13 protein-coding genes, 1 tRNA gene and 1 pseudogene are annotated in these 19,224 nt (G+C 55.4%); 8 read left to right on the plus strand and 7 right to left on the minus strand.

What is annotated here, in order from left to right:
• Window positions 1-29: 29 nt before the first annotated feature.
• The 6 genes and pseudogenes from cas3 to ACLQ3M_RS08085 form a co-directional block, all read right to left on the minus strand.
• Complete coding sequence (cas3, locus tag ACLQ3M_RS08060) at window positions 30-2,213, minus strand: CRISPR-associated helicase Cas3' (RefSeq protein WP_411677184.1); 2,184 nt, start codon at window positions 2,211-2,213, stop codon at window positions 30-32.
• 328 nt (window positions 2,214-2,541) lie between these two features.
• A pseudogene (locus ACLQ3M_RS08065) lies at window positions 2,542-2,694 on the minus strand (DNA polymerase IV); the annotation flags it as partial.
• A gap of 1,016 nt (window positions 2,695-3,710) precedes the next feature.
• Window positions 3,711-3,787, minus strand: a tRNA-Arg gene (locus ACLQ3M_RS08070).
• Between the two features lie 92 nt (window positions 3,788-3,879).
• On the minus strand, window positions 3,880-4,326 hold the full coding sequence (locus ACLQ3M_RS08075) for a hypothetical protein (protein ID WP_411677185.1): 447 nt from the start codon (window positions 4,324-4,326) through the stop codon (window positions 3,880-3,882).
• Between the two features lie 79 nt (window positions 4,327-4,405).
• Window positions 4,406-7,066 carry a pyruvate, phosphate dikinase gene (ppdK, locus tag ACLQ3M_RS08080; protein ID WP_411677186.1) on the minus strand — a complete coding sequence of 887 codons (2,661 nt, stop codon included), beginning with the start codon at window positions 7,064-7,066 and terminating at the stop codon, window positions 4,406-4,408.
• A 177-nt stretch (window positions 7,067-7,243) separates the two neighbouring features.
• Entirely contained in the window at window positions 7,244-7,567 is a 324-nt protein-coding gene (locus ACLQ3M_RS08085) for a hypothetical protein (protein ID WP_411677187.1), read from the minus strand.
• A gap of 186 nt (window positions 7,568-7,753) precedes the next feature.
• Here ACLQ3M_RS08085 and ACLQ3M_RS08090 point away from each other — a divergent pair, with 186 nt between their 5' ends.
• The 6 genes from ACLQ3M_RS08090 to ACLQ3M_RS08115 all read left to right on the plus strand — a co-directional run bounded on the left by ACLQ3M_RS08090 (window position 7,754) and on the right by ACLQ3M_RS08115 (window position 16,291).
• On the plus strand, window positions 7,754-8,797 hold the full coding sequence (locus ACLQ3M_RS08090) for a sugar phosphate nucleotidyltransferase (protein ID WP_411677188.1): 1,044 nt from the start codon (window positions 7,754-7,756) through the stop codon (window positions 8,795-8,797).
• 14 nt (window positions 8,798-8,811) lie between these two features.
• On the plus strand, window positions 8,812-9,768 hold the full coding sequence (locus ACLQ3M_RS08095) for a ribose-phosphate diphosphokinase (protein WP_411677189.1): 957 nt from the start codon (window positions 8,812-8,814) through the stop codon (window positions 9,766-9,768).
• Window positions 9,769-9,895: 127 nt separating this feature from the next.
• The gene (gene pth, locus ACLQ3M_RS08100; RefSeq protein WP_411677190.1) at window positions 9,896-10,507 is read left to right on the plus strand and encodes an aminoacyl-tRNA hydrolase; all 612 of its coding nucleotides are present in this window, start codon (window positions 9,896-9,898) and stop codon (window positions 10,505-10,507) included.
• 162 nt (window positions 10,508-10,669) lie between these two features.
• Window positions 10,670-14,131, plus strand: a complete 3,462-nt coding sequence (mfd, locus tag ACLQ3M_RS08105; RefSeq protein ID WP_411677191.1) for a transcription-repair coupling factor — start codon at window positions 10,670-10,672, stop codon at window positions 14,129-14,131.
• A gap of 129 nt (window positions 14,132-14,260) precedes the next feature.
• Window positions 14,261-15,343, plus strand: coding sequence for a hypothetical protein (locus ACLQ3M_RS08110; RefSeq protein ID WP_411677192.1), 1,083 nt, complete (start codon window positions 14,261-14,263; stop codon window positions 15,341-15,343).
• Window positions 15,344-15,445: 102 nt separating this feature from the next.
• Window positions 15,446-16,291 (plus strand): EFR1 family ferrodoxin, encoded by an 846-nt coding sequence (locus ACLQ3M_RS08115; RefSeq protein WP_411677193.1) that lies wholly within the window; start codon window positions 15,446-15,448, stop codon window positions 16,289-16,291.
• A 78-nt stretch (window positions 16,292-16,369) separates the two neighbouring features.
• Here the strand turns inward: ACLQ3M_RS08115 and ACLQ3M_RS08120 are convergent, their stop codons facing one another.
• Window positions 16,370-17,545 (minus strand): hypothetical protein, encoded by a 1,176-nt coding sequence (locus tag ACLQ3M_RS08120; protein WP_411677194.1) that lies wholly within the window; start codon window positions 17,543-17,545, stop codon window positions 16,370-16,372.
• Window positions 17,546-17,666: 121 nt separating this feature from the next.
• Between ACLQ3M_RS08120 and ACLQ3M_RS08125 the strand changes: the two genes are divergently transcribed.
• Entirely contained in the window at window positions 17,667-17,939 is a 273-nt protein-coding gene (locus ACLQ3M_RS08125) for a Smr/MutS family protein (protein WP_411677195.1), read from the plus strand.
• A 23-nt stretch (window positions 17,940-17,962) separates the two neighbouring features.
• A complete protein-coding gene (locus ACLQ3M_RS08130; RefSeq protein ID WP_411677196.1) occupies window positions 17,963-18,709 on the plus strand; it encodes a DUF1287 domain-containing protein in 747 nt (248 codons plus the stop codon).
• The last annotated feature ends 515 nt before the right edge of the window (window positions 18,710-19,224 follow it).

A 19,224-nucleotide genomic window follows, 5' to 3' on the forward strand; every position in this document is an offset into this window, starting at 1 on the left:
TCCTTAATCTTTCTTGTGGCAAGATAATTTCACCAGATATTGGCTTCATTGTTTTCAAACAGAATTCCGGTTTCTCTACTGTAATACCGCTCGCAGCCAAGGTAGCGGACTCCTTTTTCGTCACAGACAGCGCCGGCCTTGGTCAGTTTCTCAAATTCGTATGGGCGCAGCGAAATTGAATACTTCTGGAGCCGCCTCACGGCGGCCATCCCGCCGTAGGCGGCAGCTTTCAGCAGCGGCATAACCGTCTCCCTGTTTTCTTCGGTAACGATCACGAGCGGCTGCGTGTTTTCGTCAATCAGGCGAAAATCGCGGGCATATCGGGCGTAATTGAATCCGAATCCGTCAATGCCGCAGGAAGCGGGGGAGAACGCCGCTTTGAAATCCATCGATTTTCTGCTGTCAAGCGTATAGGCATAAAGCCGGTTAAAGTAAAACTCGACTGCTTCTGGAGAAGCGACATCGTCATATCTTTGAAACACTTCGCGGCAGAACGATTGCTTAATCACAAATTCATTGCTTTGGGGCCGCAAGTCTTCCTCCTCAAACTCAAAGGCATAAGTTTTGCAGTCCCGCTTTTTGCCCTCACGGTTACAGCGCCCGGCAGTTTGGAGCAGATTGTCAAGCCCTGCAAGTTCGCGGAAAACAAGGTCGAAATCCAAATCTACGCCGGCTTCGATGAGCGATGTGGAGACCAGGCAGAAATGTTCGCGATTTACAAGGGAATTCCTCACTTCGGCGATGACCCTGCTGCGGTCGTCGTGGGTCATGTAAGTCGAGAGATGATATTTTTTCCCCGGCAGCAGCTGATAAATCCTTCTTGCGGCCTTGCGGGAGTTGACAACGATGAGCGAATTTTCAGCCTCCGCCGCGAGACCTGCCAGCTTTTCCGACGAGCGCCGTCCAAGAGATTCGATTTTGCAGCGGTCAAAGATAGGAAAACTGCTTTTATCTTCCGTCAGGTCGAGGGATTTTACGCCGCCGCAGCCGAATTCACGCATCCATGTGTGAAAATCGGGCATGGTGGCCGTCATGAAGACCGCTTCACAGTGATATCTCTGGGTCAGAATTCGAACAGCTTCCAGACACGGTTGAAAAAACAGGCTGGGGAACATATGTGCTTCGTCGAACACAATGACGCTGTCGGCAATGTTGTGCAGTTTGCGAAGCTCACTGCTCCTATTGCCATAAACCGATTCAAAGAACTGCACGTTGGTTGTCACAATGATGGATGCGTCCCAGTTTTCAGCCGTTCGTTTGAGTCTTTTGCGCATATCGGCGTCTTTAACTGATTCGTAATCAAAATTGCAGTGGTGTTCCAAAATGGTTTCGGCTCCAAAGATGTCTTTGAACACCTTCGCATTCTGTTCAATGATGCTTGTGTAAGGAATCACATAAATAATGTGCTTTTTATGAGACCGAACTGCTCTTTCGAGCGCGAACTGCATGCTGGTGAGCGTCTTGCCGCTTCCCGTGGGCATATGAATCAGATAAATGTCGGCCTTTTCATCCGCGTGTGACATAACCTGACTGCGCAGAGCTTCACGGGCTCGTTTGACGGGAGTATCCGTCTGAAACTGCGAGATATGCTGATTAATCAGATCGCAGCACGCCATAAAGTCTGCATGAATCCCCCGTTCCTTTCGGCCGCTGCAGAATTCCTCAGTGTCAAGATAATCGGCATCGGTCAGACAGGAAAACATCATCCGCGTCCAAAAGGCGTATTCTTTTTTAATATCCTCCGCGCTGCTGCCGTTCACGCAAACGGCATCCTTCGCGGGGAAGGCGTTGATTTCAGTTAGTGCAAGCTCGTCTTTGCAGGTGGTAAAATCCTGCTGTTCTCTTTTAATGCGTCCGAGAAGTGTGGGTTCGTCTTCCGAATCGGTCCGGTTGCCCACATCCGGCAGACCGCTGTGGTGCCCGGCAATGCAATATGCCCCCGATTCCGGCCACTTCATTTCAAGCCATCGTTTTGCTCCGGCAATCGAGTGCTCCACAGACAGCTTTTCACCGTGCAGACGGCGCTGAAAATCGGCCTGGTATTTTCCCGCATCGTGCAGCAGTCCGAGATCTTCGGCATATTCATTCGTGCACCATGCCGCAGAAAATTTCTTTACAAGCTTTGCGACGTTTTCGGAATGTACTTTAATGGTCTGCCACTTTTCCTCGTTTTCCCCTTCAAGGGTATGTGCATAGTAAACCGGACGTTCCATAGTTACCTCCCATATGAAAAGCCATAATTTCCATTATGTAAGTACTTGGCAGAACATTATATAGCCCATCTCTATCAGCAATCGAGCTTCCCATTTTTGCTAAAATACGTCATTGCCGGGCTCCTGGGCAACAGCCCTAACCTTGTCCAGCAAATACTTTCTTCCACCATTATATTCTCACAAAACAGTAAATTCAACGAAATATGCCAATAAAAACACAAAAACGGACGCCTCCGGCTTTTATCCCGGAAGCGTCCGTTACTCTTTTCTATTCGTCTTTACACCGGGATTCTTGCCAGCTCCGGCGGCACCCGGTTCAGCAGTTCCATTTCGCGATCTGGTTTTTCGTCAGGATAATGCCGTGCCGCTGCTCAACGTCGCCGCCGACCGCGACCGGCTTTTCCCTGATCTCCGGCCGGTGCAGGCATTCCACGGAGGCATAAAAGCTATTGCAGTCGCTGTGAAGAATGACCCGTTCCAAATTCTCATTTCCAAACACGTGTTCTTACATTAGCATAGAACATGTGTCCTTAAATATCAATGGAAATTTAAGAAAAAAACTCGGACAAAATGTCCGAGTTAAACACTAATGTCTCATCTTTTTAAATAATAGATTTTGTTTTCCATTTTGCAGATATTGTTCATACAAATTATAATTACCCGCTCGTTTATTGTTGTAAGCGTTAACCATCCAAGTTAATGCCTTAAAATTTCTATAACGCAAACGCATAAAGAAAGTCATTATGCTTTATAAAAATTCTTAACAAAGGTTAAGTGGAAATATATTGCATTTTATGGGCCCAAGTGATATAATAATAGGAGAAAATAAAATAACCCTATCAACAGCTTACATTAGCTGTAAAGAATCTACTAAATTCTTTACACTAATCAAAACGTAAAAACACGTTACGTTCCGAAGACTAATTAGCCATCAACAGGGTTGGTTTTCTGTGTTACATTAATGGTAGCATGGTAATCATATACTTGTCAAGAGTCTTGAGCGTAACAGTTTCTTCCAGACTGCGTTCAGGCTCTTGCTTTTTTATTGCCTTTTTTACAAAAGCAAGATCGTGGACGTACCAGTTCACGATTTCCACAACGACCGTTGTGTACCTCTTGTTTCTGACCTTAAAAAGCCAGTTGCGCGAGGTTGGCGCACTTTGACAAATAAGTCAAGTCCAACATTGAGGCCCAAACTCAATGTTCGAATTTACCTACTTGACTTCACGCTTGCGGTACAGATACCAATATGCTGCTTCTGCGATGATTCATAATTAAGAGGAGCAACTCAGCATATCGAGAAAACATGGAAAGATGCACGGGGTAATACGCCGGAGAAGTCCGTAACGGTTAATCGGTGTACCATTGGAACGGGTACCGACAAACAAGCGTCCGTAGTTTAGCAATTTATCATAAAATCAAATGCTTAAAAACCTAAACACTTGATTTTATGATAACAAGGGCAAAATGATGTTCACTTTGCCCCAGTACCATATTTGGCGCGCCCGAAGGGATTCGAACCCCTGACCTTCTGATTCGTAGTCAGACACTCTATCCAGCTGAGCTACGAGCGCATTTTGAAAGCTGCCCTTTTGGACAGCTTTATTATTATAATAGATTCGGTGAAAAAAGTCAAGCCTTTTCGGGTGCTTTTTTCATTGCCGGTTTAATCCGCGTCGGACGGCGGCGCGCAGAGACAAAATCCCCAGGAGGCAAGTGCCAGAGATAAAATTGATACCAGTATGATCAGGTAGTGCAGCCCCGTCAGCATGACGGTATCCACCATCTTTCGCTTTGCCGCGCTGAAAAAGCATGCCGCCGCCAGCATGTAAAACGCGCTGAGACCCGCCGCCGTACCGTAATTGTAACGCGTTTTCAGGAAAATCAGCAGCAGAATGGTTAAAACCGGAAGCAGGCACGAAAGCAGCAGGTAAACCAGAGCGTCGTTTGCAAACCCCATGCCGGCGTAGCGCGAAATCATACTGAAAACGCTCAGAGACTTGGCGCCATCGGAACCTGCGGTGTCGGCTGCCCTTCCGACGGGCAGAAACTGCATCCCGATCAGTAGCAGCTGCATTGCGATCAGTAGGATTTTCACCTGTCTTTTCAGCATTTGATCCGACCTCCTTTTTGAAAAAGAATTCCCCTGCGCGTAGACGCGCAGGGGAAACTGAAAACTTTAGAAGCGGGAATCAGGCTTTCGCCCTTTTCTCCTTTATGGCAGCCTGCGCAGCCGCCAAACGCGCGATCGGCACGCGGAACGGCGAGCAGGAAACGTAATTGAGACCCGCGAAATGGCAGAACTCCACGGAAGACGGATCGCCGCCGTGTTCGCCGCAGATGCCAAGGTGGATATCCGGGCGGGTGGCGCGGCCGTCGGCCACCGCCATCTTGATCAGCTTGCCGACGCCCACCTGGTCAAGGTGCGCGAACGGATCGGATTCATAGATCTTGTTCTCGTAGTAGGAATCGAGGAACTTGCCGGCATCGTCGCGGCTGAATCCGAAGGTCATCTGGGTCAGGTCGTTGGTACCGAAGCTGAAGAACTCGGCTTCCTTGGCGATATCGCCCGCGGTCAGAGCGGCGCGCGGAATCTCGATCATGGTGCCGACCTGATAGTTCAGATCCACGCCGGCTTCCTTGATGATCCTGTCGGCTGTGGAGGTTACGATGTCTTTCACAAATTTGAGCTCCTTGATTTCGCCGACCAGCGGAATCATGATGTTCGGCTCGGTTTTGAATTCCGGATGCTTTTTGTTCACGTTGATTGCCGCATTGATCACAGCGGTGGTCTGCATCTCCGCGATTTCCGGATAGGAAACGGACAGACGGCATCCGCGGTGGCCCATCATCGGGTTGAATTCATGCAGGCTGGAGATGACGTTCTTGAGCTCTTCGACGGTGATTTTCAGTTCGCCGGCGATTTCTTTGATATCCTCTTCCTTGGTCGGCAGGAATTCATGCAGCGGCGGATCGAGGTAACGGATAATGACCGGGCGGCCCTCCATGACCTCGTACAGGCCCTCAAAATCGCCCTGCTGGTACGGCAGGAGCTTTGCAAGAGCCACCTTGCGTTCCTCAACCGTCTTCGCGACGATCATCTCACGCATGGCCTTGATGCGCTCGCCTTCAAAGAACATGTGCTCCGTGCGGCACAGGCCGATGCCTTCCGCGCCGAACTCACGGGCCTGCTTCGCATCGCGCGGAGTGTCGGCATTGGTGTAAACCTGCAGCTTGCGGGCTTTGTCGGCCCAGGCCATAAAGCGGCCGAAGTTGCCGGAAATGGACGCCGGAACGGTCGGAATCGCGGTGTCGTACACCTTGCCGGTCGAACCGTCGATGGAGATATAGTCGCCTTCCTTTACGGTCTTGCCGGCGAGAGTAAACTGCTTCTTGTCGTAGTCGACGGTGATTTCGCCGCAGCCGGAGACACAGCAGGTGCCCATGCCGCGCGCGACAACCGCCGCGTGGGAGGTCATGCCGCCGCGTACGGTCAGGATGCCCTGCGCAACCGCCATGCCTTCAATATCCTCCGGAGAGGTTTCCAGGCGGACCAGGATGACTTTTTCACCCTTCGTAGCCCATTCCTTGGCGTCTTCCGCGGAGAAGACAACCTTGCCGCAGGCAGCTCCCGGAGACGCCGCGAGGCCGTGTCCGATTTCTTTCGATTTTTTCAGTACTTCCGCGTCAAACTGAGGATGCAGAAGCGCGTCAAGCTGCTTGGGCTCCACGCGGAAAACAGCCTCTTCCTCGTTGATCATGCCCTCATCCACAAGGTCGCACGCAACTTTCAGAGCAGCGGCGGCGGTACGCTTGCCGTTGCGGGTCTGCAGCATGAACAGGTGGCCGTCCTCGATAGTGAACTCCATGTCCTGCATATCCTTGAAATGGTTTTCAAGGCGTGTTGCAATCTCAACGAACTGATCGTACACCTGCGGCATCTGGTCCTTCAAATGGCTGATCGGGGACGGTGTGCGGACGCCCGCGACGACGTCTTCGCCCTGCGCGTTGATCAGGTATTCGCCGAACAGCGCCTTTTCGCCGGTAGCCGGGTTGCGGGTAAACGCAACGCCCGTACCGGAGTTATCGCCGGAGTTGCCGAACGCCATCTGCTGAACATTGACGGCGGTGCCCCACTCATACGGAATTTCGTTCATCTTGCGGTAAACGTTCGCGCGGGGGTTGTCCCAGGAACGGAAAACAGCCTTAACAGCCTCGATCAGCTGTTCCTTCGGGTCCTGCGGGAACGGCTTGTGCTCGTTGTCCTCGTAAATCTTCTTGAAAACTGCGACCAGCTGTTTCAGGTCTTCGGCGGTCAGGTCCACGTCGTTCTTAACGCCCTTTTCCGCCTTCATTTTATCGATCTCTTCTTCAAACAGGCTCTTGGAAACGCCCATGACAACGTCCGCGAACATCTGAACAAAACGGCGGTAGCTGTCGTAAGCAAAACGTGCGTTGTTTGTCTTTCTCGCCAGACCCTCAACGGATTCGTCGTTGAGGCCCAGGTTCAGGATCGTGTCCATCATGCCTGGCATGGACTGGCGCGCGCCGGAACGGACGGATACCAGCAGCGGGTTGCTGATGTCGCCGAAGGTTTTCCCTGTGATTTTCTCCAGGCCCTTCATATGCTCAAAAATATCCTTCTCGATATCCGCGTTGATCTGGCGGCCGTCTTTGTAGTACTGGGTACAGGCGTCGGTCGTGATGGTAAAGCCCTGCGGAACCGGCATCCCGGCTGCGGTCATTTCCGCCAGACCCGCGCCCTTGCCGCCCAGGGTATTCTTCATCGTGGTCATGTCGCCGTGAAAAGCTTCACTGCCCTCGGAGAAATAATAAAGGAATTTATTGCTCATTAAACTACCTCCTGAAAAAAGATTTTTATAATAATGTATTGAACATTCGCGGACGATCGCAAATCGCTCAACCTGTATTATACCAAATGCGGGAATCAAATGCTATAACTTTTTCCAAATCACAAACATTATTTTTTCCCTGATTTCACAGAAAATTCCAGCCGGATCAACTTCGCGTCATTCCAGCAATCGTCCCGCATAAACAGCGTTTTCACGCGGAACAAGAATGACATAATAATCCTTGATTCGGGGGCCTCCCCGGGTTAGTCCCAGTCTTTTGCAACCCAAAAAATTCATGGAAAACCGGCGCGAATTCTTCCTGGTTTTCGCCTTGAATTTTACGCCGGAGTTTTGTAGAAGAGTCTGCTTTCTAAGGTACTCCCCGTAATCCGTTCCAAGGTAGACCTCGACCCAGTCCGCATGAAAAAACCTCATGGAAAATCCCCTTTCCAACAAGCGCTGCCTGAGCTTCATCATGCCGATGACCCCATAGTTTTCCATTCTTTAATTCCTTTTTTCCATTCTATTCCATATTATGGCACAAGTCAATCGATTTTTAACAGATCATTGTACAAAATTTAACAGATGCACGGAAATGGCTTGAAAAAAAAATTGAATATGAGATAATAGAAGCGAAGAAATTCGGTACACATGAATACGCAAACCCCAAGATACGGAGGAATCAGCATGCCACAGGAAAATTGCGCCGTGATTCTTGCCGCGGGAGAGGGAAAACGGATGAAGCGGGAGTGCCCCAAGGCTCTCGCGCCCGTCCTGTTCAAGCCGATGCTGGAATGGGTTCTCGATTCCGTAAAGGCGGCTGGAATCGGGCGCCTGTGTGTTGTCACCGGGCACCTGCACGAACAGGTGGAGCAATATTTGTCGGAATACGACCCCGGCCTTCGCACCGTTTATCAGCCGCAGCGCAGGGGCACCGGGCACGCCGTGATGATGGCGGCCGATTTTTTGCGCTCAAATGAAGGCGGCAGCGTTCTGGTCCTGAACGGGGATTCCCCGTTTGTCAGCTCGAAAGAAATTCAGAACGCCTACGAAATCCACTGTGAAAACGAAAACGCCGTTACGGTGATTTCGGCGGAGCTGCCCGACCCCGCGGGTTACGGGCGCATTGTGCGCGACCCGCAGACCGGCAGACTTGCCGCCATTGTGGAACAAAAAGACGCTTCCCCCGAAGTGCAAAAGATTCAGGAGATCAATTCCGGGGCATACTGGTTTCAAACAAAGGCCCTGCTGGGAATTCTCTCGGAAATCAGGAACGACAACGCCCAGGGGGAATACTATTTGACGGACGCCGTGCGGCTCCTGATTGAACGGGACGCGGAGGCGGACGCCTGCAAAGCCGGCAGCGCACAGGCGGTGCTGGGCGCCAACGACTGCCTTCAGCTTGCCGAGCTGAACCGCATCGCGCGCGAAAAGATCCTGACCGCCCACCTTCTGGAGGGCACCGATATTCCCTGCAGCGACGGAGTTATCGTCGGGCCGGACGTCTCCATCGGCCGCAACGTCAGCATTCTGCCGGGAACCATCCTGCGCGGCAGGACCTCTGTGGGGGCGGGCTGCGTCGTCGGGCCGAACACCGTTCTGACCGACTGCGCGGTCGGCGAGGGCACGGTTCTCAATTCGGTACAGTGCAGCGGGTGCACCATTCAACCTGGGCAAACCGTTGCTCCATATACATTCATGACCAATCAGGCAAAGACAGACAAAAATTAGGGGGATAAACACAAATGAGTTTTCATGGGAAAGACATCAAAATCTTCGCCGCCAGCGCGAGCCAGGAAACGGCTAAAAAGATCGCCAAATGCCTCGGGCTTCCTCTGGGCAGAAGCGACGTCGGCACATTCAGCGACGGCGAAATTTCGGTTTCTCTCTACGATTCGGTCCGCGGCTCCGACTGCTTCATCGTGCAGTCCACCTGCGCTCCCGTCAACAGTAACCTGATGGAGCTGCTTATCATGATCGACGCCATGAAGCGCGCTTCCGCCGCCAGAATCACCGCCGTCATGCCGTACTTCGGCTACGCCCGCCAGGACCGCAAGGCAAAGGCGCACGACCCCATCACGGCAAAGCTCTGCGCCGACCTCCTGACCACGGCCGGCGCGAACCGCGTTCTGACCATGGACCTGCACGCGTCGCAGATTCAGGGCTTCTTCAACATTCCGGTCGACCATCTGCTCGGGGTGCCGCTTCTCGCTTCCCACATGAAGGAACTGATTGCCGGGCACGCCGACGAATACGTCGTGGTATCCCCCGACCTCGGCTCCGTCACGCGGGCGCGCAACTTCGCCGACCGTCTCGGCGTGCCGCTCGCCATTGTGGACAAACGCCGCCAGAAGGCCAACGTCTGCGAAGTGATGAACATCATCGGCAGCGTAAAGGGAAAAAAGATCATTCTGGTGGACGACATGATCGACACCGCCGGAACCCTCTGCAACGCCGCGCAGGCCATTATGGACAACGGCGCGACCCAGGTGACCGCCTGTGCGACCCACGGCGTTCTGTCCGGCCCGGCGATCGAGCGGATTCAGAACAGCCCGATCAAAAACGTCTTCCTGCTCAGCACCGTTCCGATCCCGGAGGAAAAAATGCTGCCGAACATGACGGTGTTCTCCGTCGCCCCGCTGTTTGCGGAAGCGATCGACCGCATTTACGAAGACAAACCGGTTTCCCCCATGTTTGTCTGATTCCGGCAGGAATAACAGCTTACGATACAGGGCATCGCGCCCGGGCGCCACACCCGGGAAGCGGAACAAAAGGCGGGGCGGATCATCCGTCCCGCCCGTTTCCGCATTCTTTTCAAGGGAGAATTTTATGCTGAACAACCTGTTGCACCTCCGCCCGCAGCCGGCGGGACCGGTCGAATACCTGGTCGTGGGTTTGGGCAACCCGGGCTCCAAATACGACGGGACGCGCCATAACGCGGGGTTCATGGCCGTCGACTACATCGCCGAACAGGCCGGGGTAAAAATCGACCGGCTGAAATTTAAGGGCCTCTGCGCGCCGGCGCGGATCGGCGGAAAAAACGTGCTGCTTTTAAAGCCCGGCACCTATATGAACCTGAGCGGGCAGAGCGTGGTGGAAGCGATGAACTTCTATCATATCCCGCCCGAACACGTCATCGTGCTTTTTGACGACATCAGCTTTCCGCCCGGAAAACTCCGCATTCGCATGAAAGGGAGCGACGGCGGTCAGAACGGGATGAAAAACATCATCTACCTTTCCGGCAGCGACCGCTTTCCGCGCATCAAGCTCGGCACGGGCGACCGCCCGGACCGGCGGTGGGACCTCGCGGACTGGGTTCTCTCCCGCTTTTCGCCGGACGACCTCAAGCGGTTTCAGGAGGCCGCCGCCCACGCGAACGACGCCGTCGCGCTGATGGTGCAGGGCAAAGCCGCCGAGGCCATGAATCTGTATAACGGCTGAGGCCGAAAGGAAGTCCTTCCGGACCATTGTCGGCCTGATTCTCGCCTGCTGTTGAAGGTTCTCGGCGTCATCGCCCCGATCCTTTTCATCCGGAACCTGCTGCGAAAGAACTGAAAAAGCGGCTGCCCTGATCACACCTTCATATTCAACAAGGGGATTTTCATGAAATTTCTGACAAACGCGATCCGAGGGCTCAAGGAATTTTCAGACCTGGAAGCCGCCGTTGACAGCCGGATGCTGCCCGCCGCGGTGACCGGGGTTTCCGGGGTCCACAAAGCAAACATCATCTATTCGCTCTGCGCGGACCGGCGGCGCAGGGCTTTTGTCGTCGCCGGAGACGAGGCGGAGGCGCAGCGCCTGTGCGCCGACCTGACGGCGATGGGCCTGAGGCCCCTGTTCTACCCGGCGCGCGACTTTTCGTTCCACGACGCGGAGGGCAGCTCCCACGAATACGAGCATCAGCGGCTTCAGGTTTTGGAGCGCCTGATTTCAGGCACCTGCGACGCGGTTGTCTGCTGCATTGACGCCGCCCTTCAGCTCACCATTCCGCCCGCCGAGCTCAGGCGCCGCACCGTCACGCTGGAAACGGGCAAAAGCGTTCCGATGGAGCGGGTGCTCAGCGTCCTCGCCGCCTGCGGGTACGAGCGCGCCGCCCAGATTGAAGGCGCGGGGCAGTTCGCCGCGCGGGGCGGAATCCTCGATTTTTATCCGCCGGGCGGCGAAGCGCCGGTCCGCGCGGAATTTTTCGGGGAGGAGGTCGACTCTCTCTCTCTGTTCGACCCCGTCTCCCAGCGGCGGACGGAATCCATCCCCTCGGCGACCATCGAACCCGCCGCGGAAGCGCTGATCGAGCATCCGCAGATTCTGGCCGAACAGCTCCGTCACCTTGCGGCGGAGCTGAGGGGCAAGGCTGCGCCGGCGGCAAAGGCCGTTTTAAACGAACAGGCAGACAAGCTGAGCGGCGGCCTGCACCTCGGCTGCGCGGACAAATACCTGCCCCTTCTGTATGGAGAAAAAGCGACGCTTTTCAGTTATCTTTCGCAGGACATGCTGCTGTTTGTCAGCGAACCGGTCAAATTGCGGGAACGGATGCGAAGCGTGCTGTGGCAGTGGGGTGAGGATCTCAGGGAGCTTCTCTCGGACGGCACCCTGTGCCGGGGACTGGACAGCTACAGCGGGGACTGGGCCTCTGCGCTCGCGGCGTTCGAGCGCTTCGGCGCGGTTTACCTGGACGCGTTTGTCCACGGCGGCTATGAAACGCCGGTGCGCACTCTGACCGGCATGAACGCGCGCCAGCTTTCCTCCTGGGGCGGCAGCATCCAGCTTCTGACCGAGGATCTTCAGAACATGCTCTTTAACCGCTGGGCCTGCGCCGTACTCTGCGGCTCCGAACGCGCGGCGCGCAACGTCGCGGCGGACCTTCAGGCAAAGGGAATCAACGCGGCGTTTGTGGAAAGCCCGAAGAAAATCGAACGCGGAGAAGTGGTCGTGACCCTCGGCGCGCTCTCCGGCGGGATTGAGTACCCCGGGGCTTTCTTCGGCCTGATCACCCACGGGCGCGCGGTGCTTCCTCAGGTAAAAAAGCAAAAAAAGAAAAAAAGCGGCGAAGCGATTTACAGCATCTCCGACCTGACGCCGGGGGACTACATCGTCCATGCCTCGCACGGCATCGGCGTATTCGAGGGAATCCACAAAATCGACATGAACGGTGTCGTCAAGGACTACATCAAGGTGCGCTACGCCAAAAACGACCTTTTGTATGTTCCCGTGACACAGCTCGACATGGTTTCCAAATACATCGGCCCGCGGGAGGACGCCGCCATCCGACTGAGCCGTCTGGGCGGAAGCGACTGGCAGAAGGCGAAGGCAAAGGTGCGCCGCGCCGTCAAGGACATTGCGGATGACCTGATCCGCCTGTACGCCCAGCGCATGCAGGCCAAAGGGCACGCGTTTGCCCCGGACTCCGAATGGCAGCGTGATTTTGAAGCGCATTTCGAATTTGAGGAAACCGAAGATCAGCTCCGCTGCATCGAGGAAATCAAATCCGACATGGAAAAGAGCGCGCCGATGGACCGCCTGCTGTGCGGAGACGTCGGCTTCGGCAAAACGGAGGTGGCCCTGCGCGCCGCGTTCAAGTGCATCACCGACTCCATGCAGTGCGCGATGCTGGTGCCCACGACGATTCTCGCGTGGCAGCATTACCAGACCATCACCCGCCGCATGGAGGGGTTCCCCATCCGCGTCGAGCTGCTTTCGCGCTTCCGCTCGGCAAAGGAGCAGGCCGAAATCATCAAAAAGCTCGCCCGCGGCGAAATCGACATGGTCGTCGGCACGCACCGGCTGATTTCCAAGGATGTGGAATTCCGAAACCTGGGCCTCATCATCGTTGACGAGGAGCAGCGCTTCGGAGTCGCGCAGAAAGAACGGCTGAAAACGCGGTACAAGGACGTGGACGTCCTCACGCTTTCGGCGACGCCGATCCCCCGGACGCTGAACATGGCGCTGTCCGGAATCCGCGACATGAGCGTAATTGAAGAAGCGCCGCACGACCGGCACCCGGTGCAGACCTATGTGCTGGAGCATGACGGCGGCATCCTCTTCGAAGCCATCCGCCGCGAGCTGCGGCGCGGCGGGCAGGTTTACTATCTGCACAACGATGTGGGAAGCATCCAACAGGTCGCAACACGGATTCAGCAGGCAATTCCGGAGGCGAAGGTCGGCTTCGGCCACGGGAAAATGAACGAACAGGAGCTTTCGGAGGTCTGGCGGCGCCTGATCGAGCAGGAGATCGACGTTCTGGTTTGCACGACGATTATCGAAACCGGCGTGGATGTGCCGAACGTCAACACGCTGATTATTGACAACGCCGACCACATGGGCCTGTCCCAGCTGCATCAGATCCGCGGGCGCGTCGGGCGTTCCAGCCGGCGGGCGTTCGCCTACCTGACCTTCAAGCGCGACAAGGCGCTCTCCGAAATCGCGCAGAAGCGCCTTTCCGCCATCCGGCAGTTCACGGAGTTCGGCTCCGGGTTCAAAATCGCGATGCGCGACCTTGAAATCCGCGGCGCGGGGAACATTCTGGGCGGCGAGCAGCACGGGCACATGGAGGCCGTCGGCTACGACATGTACCTGCATCTGCTGGGGGAAGCCGTCGACCGCGCGAAGGGCAAGCTGGTGCAGGAATACGGCGAAGAGTGCCTGGTCGACATGCAGGTTACCGCGCATATCCCGGAAAGCTACATTACCGACCTGAACCAGCGGCTCGACATCTACCGCCGCATTGCGGACATCCGCACGCAGGAGGACGCGCTGGACGTCACGGACGAACTGATCGACCGGTTCGGCGAACCGCCCGCCAGCGTGAACGGCCTGATCGACATCGCGCTTCTGCGCAACGTCGCCTCCCGTCTCGGCATCCGCGAGGTGCGCCAGCAGGAAAGCTCGATCTTCCTCTACTCCGACCGAATCGACATGAAAAAGGTCGGCGCGCTGGTGTCCGCGCTGCGCGGCAGGGTTCTGCTCAACGCGGGCGCAAAGCCCTATGTCAGCGTGAAGATCGTCCCGGACGAAACTCCGCTGCAGACGCTTTCACAGGCGCTCAGGCTGATGGAAGCTCCTTCCTGACGGATGAAATCCGGATGAGCATACACGGCCGCCCGAAAAAAGCATGGACAGGGTACCGGAAAAAGTGTATAATTGCAATCATGAAGCAAAGCCTTTGGGAAGAATGTTAAGAATATCGGAGTGTGTCAAATGAAAAGAATGAAAAAGATCGCCGCGCTGCTCCTTGCCGCGGTTATGCTGGCCTCCACGGCCGCGTGTTCCTCCGACAAGAGCTGGGCCGCGAAAAACGACAGCCTGACCGTGCCGATCGGCAGCTATATTTACGAGCTGTACGCCGCGTATTACAGCGCTTCCAGCCAGGCGGGCGATACGGCCTCCGGCAGCGCCTCCTCCCAGGCCGCGGAAACTTCCGTGCTGGACCGGAAAATCGACGGCAAGGACGCCAAAACGTGGATTCGCGAAAAAGCGCTGAATTCAACCAAATCGCTTTTCGTCATCGACCAGAAAATGAAGGATCTGAAGCTGACGCTGACGGACGCTGAAAAGGCATCCATCAAGAAAAGCGCCGACAGCTCCTGGGCAAACTACCAGAGCACGCTGGAGGGCTACGGAATTGCGGAAAGCTCCTATCAGCTCGCCGCGGCGGAATACAGCACGAAATACCAGAAGGTTTTTCAGGCCACCTATGGCAAAAGCGGAGCCAAGGCGGTTCCCGACGACGAACTGAAGAGTTTCTTTGAAAAGAACTACACCGATTTTTCCTATGTGCTGTGCAAGCTTTATAAAACGGATGCGAGCGGAAACTATTCGGCTTCTTTCACCGACGACGAAAAGAAAAAGGCCGAAGCGAAATTCAACGACTACACCTCCAAAATCAGCGCCGGAACCATGACGCTGCAGCAGGCGGCGGACGCATACAAATCAGTTGACTCCACCACTTCGGTTCAGAACGACACCGCGAACCTCAAGACAAATCTTCAAGGTTATCCGGACGACCTTGTCAAGCTGCTCGACGGAATGAAAGCCGGCGAAACCAAGGCGGCCGCAATTTCAAACGGTTACCTCTACATTCTGGCGACCAAGAATGACATTGCAAAGAAAACCGCCGACGAGATGAAAACCGACGACGGCAGGAACAACCTGCTTGCCGATTACAAGGGGCAGGAATTTTCCGACGAGATTTCCAAGGAAGCTGACTCTGTTAGCGGAGTGACCATAAACGAAAAGGCGATCGATTCTTACGACCCGTCCATGTTCGCTACGGAAAAGTAACCGCCGATCATTTAAACTGAAAGAGCCGCCGGGAAGCAGACGCTTTCCGGCGGCTTTTCGCGTCCCCGGTTCCTTGCCGCGGCGGGAAAATCGTGGTAAAATATGGGCAGCCAACATAACGAAATCGGGTGCAACATGGAACTGAAAACTGTCGAACTGATTTATTTCTCTCCCACAGGCACAACGCGCAAAACCGTCCGTGCCGTCGCGGAGGGAACCGGCGCTTCCATTCTCCGGGAAACGGATCTGACCCGGAAGGAAAACCGCGTCCCGCTCCCCGCCGCCTGCGCCGACCTTTTGATCCTCGGGGTTCCGGTCTACGCGGGCAGAGTCCCCGCGTTTCTGCTTTCCTGCCTGAACGGAATGGACGGAGGAGGCAGGCCCGCCGTTTTTGTCGCCGTTTACGGCGGCATTGATTACGGCGTCACGCTGAACGAACTCGCGGAAATCGCCGAAGCCCGCGGTTTCGTTCCCGCCGCAGCGGGCGCCTTTCTCGGTCAGCATTCCTTTTCCACCCCGGATTTTCCGGTTGAGGCGGGCCGCCCCAACGAAAAGGATCTTGCCGCCGCGCAGGAATTCGGGCGAAAAATCACGCAAAAACTCCTCGCGGCAAAGGACGCTTCCGCCCTGTCCTTTCTGATTCCGAAAGGGAAAATCCCGCTGCCCGGACGTATTTTGCCAAAGAGCGCCGCAAAGGCCTTCGCGCGCCCTCCGCGTTTCCAGCTGGAATTTTGTCCTCGGTGCGGCGCGTGCGCGCGTATTTGCCCGATGGGCGCGATTGACCCGAACACGCTCCGCATCGACGAAAAAGCCTGCATTCGATGCTTTGCGTGCGTCAGAGCCTGTCCCAAGGGCGCACGCGCCGTTCAGTTCCGGTTTGGTTCCCTGCCGGGCCGGTTTCTCCAAAGGGAAAGCAAGCAGAAAAAGGAAGCGCGGTATTTTCTGTAATCCCGCGCTTCCCTGTAGGAACTGCGCTCCGGCGGGAGCGCAGTTCGTTTTTTTCCGTTGTGTATTACGCGGCGCCCTCTAGTACAGCACGACCGTGCCGCCCTTCACCGCACAACGGCATTCATAGCTTTTCTGCGTTTCGTTTTCCACGTCATAAATCGAATTGAATTCAAACGAATCCTTTCCGTCTGAAAGGATGTAACGCGCGATGATGAACCGATCGTCCACGCAGGTTACAAATTTACCAAGATCGCCGGGATATTTGGCATGAATCTTCGAATTCAGGACGCCCGTCACCTCGCAGAAGCCGTCGCCCTCCGCAATGCGGTAGGCGCGCCCCCCCTGCGGGTCGATGCTGAAGAGGGCATCCTCTTCGTCCTGCCCCAGGCTGAGCGTCGCGGCAACCGATTTTCGCCCGGTCTGCTTGTCATAGGCGCACAGGCGCTGGTCCCCGGTCGGGAAATACCTCGCGCGGAAATACAGACTGCCGTCGTCCATCCCGACATAGCGCACCAGGCCGCTGGTCCCTGCGCTGAGGATGAGCTCAAGGGGAACGCATTCCTCCCCCGCCTTGACGGATACGATAAAGTCAAGCAGAGGGCAAAGCCAGACGTTGTCGTTGATATTGTCGCCCAGCCAGCGCATATTGTGAAAGCATTTCAGCTTTTCCTCCTCGTCCCCGTGCGGCTGCAGCACCAGAAGCTGCCGTTCCCCGCTCTGGTCATAGGAAAGCAGGCTCCCCGCGTTCCCGTTGCAGATGCGCGGGTCGCGGGCGTAATAGTACCGGCCCTCCTCCAGGTCGTACAGATAGGCAACCCGGGAAAGCCCCGTCAGTCTTTTATATTCGTGAAACAACTGCCGATGCCTTTCATTCGCGGATGTGTACAGAAGCACATGGCTTTCATCCAGTGCGCGGCACTCGGCAAAGGTCCCGATGAAGTTCAGCCGGGCCATGTTCTTTTCCGCTCCGGTATTCTTATCCACGCGCAGAATCCAGACCGTGCTTTCTCCGGATTCCATGACGATGACAAGGTCTTCCGGGAAGCTGAAAAAATGCTGCACATAAGCCGGGTCCGTCAAAAAATAATTCGCGACAATGCGCTCCCGGCGTGTTTTCAGGTTGTATTCGAGAAGGAAGAGGCTGTTGTGCCCTTCCTCCGATTTTTCCTCAGCATAATAGATTTTATCACCGTCAAATTCGATCAGCGACACATTGCTGCTGGTAAACAGATTTCGCAAATCAACCACTTTCACCGGTCTCACCCCCGACCATTCCCATTATATCAGAAACCATATAAAAATCCAATCGTGCAGAGCATGCTTCGTCCCTTTTTTCTCACTCCGTGTTATAATAAATTCGGAGAGGTGAATCGCCATGCATATTTCAAAGACGGGTTCCGTTCTGGAAGCGGATCTTCACGGCCTGACGGCGGAGGACGCAAAGCGCCGTCTGGAGCATCTTCTTTCCCAAGCCGGGCCGCAGGTCAGGGAAATCCGGGTCATCCACGGCTACAACGGTGGGCAAGCCCTGCGCGACATGGTCCGCGTGCGCCTCAAGCATCCCCGCATCGCTTCCAAGCTCGTCACCCTGAATCCCGGGGAGACCAGGCTTCTGCTTGCTCCTCCGGACAAAAAACAGAACCGATGACCGGCCCGCGGGAGGGACTTTTTATGGCGATTCGCCGAAACCGATTTATTCTTTTCATCCTGATCGCGGCGCTTGCCTTCGGGGCCTGCCTTACCGTCCTCTGGCTGCGCCCGCAAAACGGCGGCGGCAGCCTGTCGCCGGGGCAAAGCGACACGCCGCCGAAGGAGGATCGATCGGCTGAGGACTTCGGGATTCAGACCGTTCACAGCCCAGTGGATTTCAATGGAAACGGCACGGACGATTACACCGATTTTCTGCTTGGCGCCCGCAAAGACGCGCAGGGCAAACCGAAATACGACAATTCCTACTATCGGGGCGGATACCCGCCGGATGGCTCCGGCGCCTGCACAGACCTTGTCTGGCGCGCCTTCCGGAACGCCGGGTACTGCCTGAAAGACATGGTGGACCGGGATATTGCGGAGCACACGCCCGCTTATCCCGTCGATGGAAAGCCGGACCCCAACATCGACTTCCGCCGCACGGCCGTTTTGAAAATCTATTTTGAGCGGCACGCCGTTTCTCTGACGACGGACCCGAAACAGATCGCCGAGTGGCAGCCCGGCGACATCGTCACGTTCGGGACCCATCACATCGGGATCATCTCCGACCGCAGGGACAAAAGCGGCATTCCCTATTTGCTCCACAACGCGGGACAGCCGGAGCGCGAGGAGGACGCGCTGACGCGCTGCGGCGAAATCAGCGGGCATTTCCGATTCGACGCGAGCCGGTTGAAAAAAAGCGAATTGATTCCGTTCGGTTCACCGAAATAAGCCTGTCCTCAGGCCGGGCGGGGACACAAAGCGGCTATCGCGCTCCGTGGTCTTAATACTCATTTATTCTTCTTTTTCTTCTTGGGGCCGATTGCCCCTTAACCATAATTTCTTCAATTTATTCATTTTATCCTCAGGCCGGACGGGGACTCAAAGCGTCTATCGCACTACGCGGCATTAATACTCATTTTATTCTTCTTTTTCTTCTTGGGGCTGATTGCCCCTTAACCCTTATTTTTTCTAATTTTCTCTCTGTCCTCAGGCCGGACGGGCCCATACTTTCGGTCCCGTACGAAAGTATGCAAAGTACGGGTCGGGGGGGACTTCAAACTCCCGTAGGGAGGGCTCCAACCGTCCCCCCCGACGCCCCCCGACACCTGTCAAAGGGAAAAGCGATGTTCTTAAAGCGTCGTGCTTCTCATTGACGACGGGGGCTCCGGAGAAAAGCCACTGCTTTTTGAGAGGGAAACTGTAAGTCATTAGCTTGCCTTGACTCAAGATTACTTAAATATATC

This window comes from Caproicibacter sp. (assembly GCF_046707225.1).
GTDB lineage: Bacteria > Bacillota > Clostridia > Oscillospirales > Acutalibacteraceae > Caproicibacter.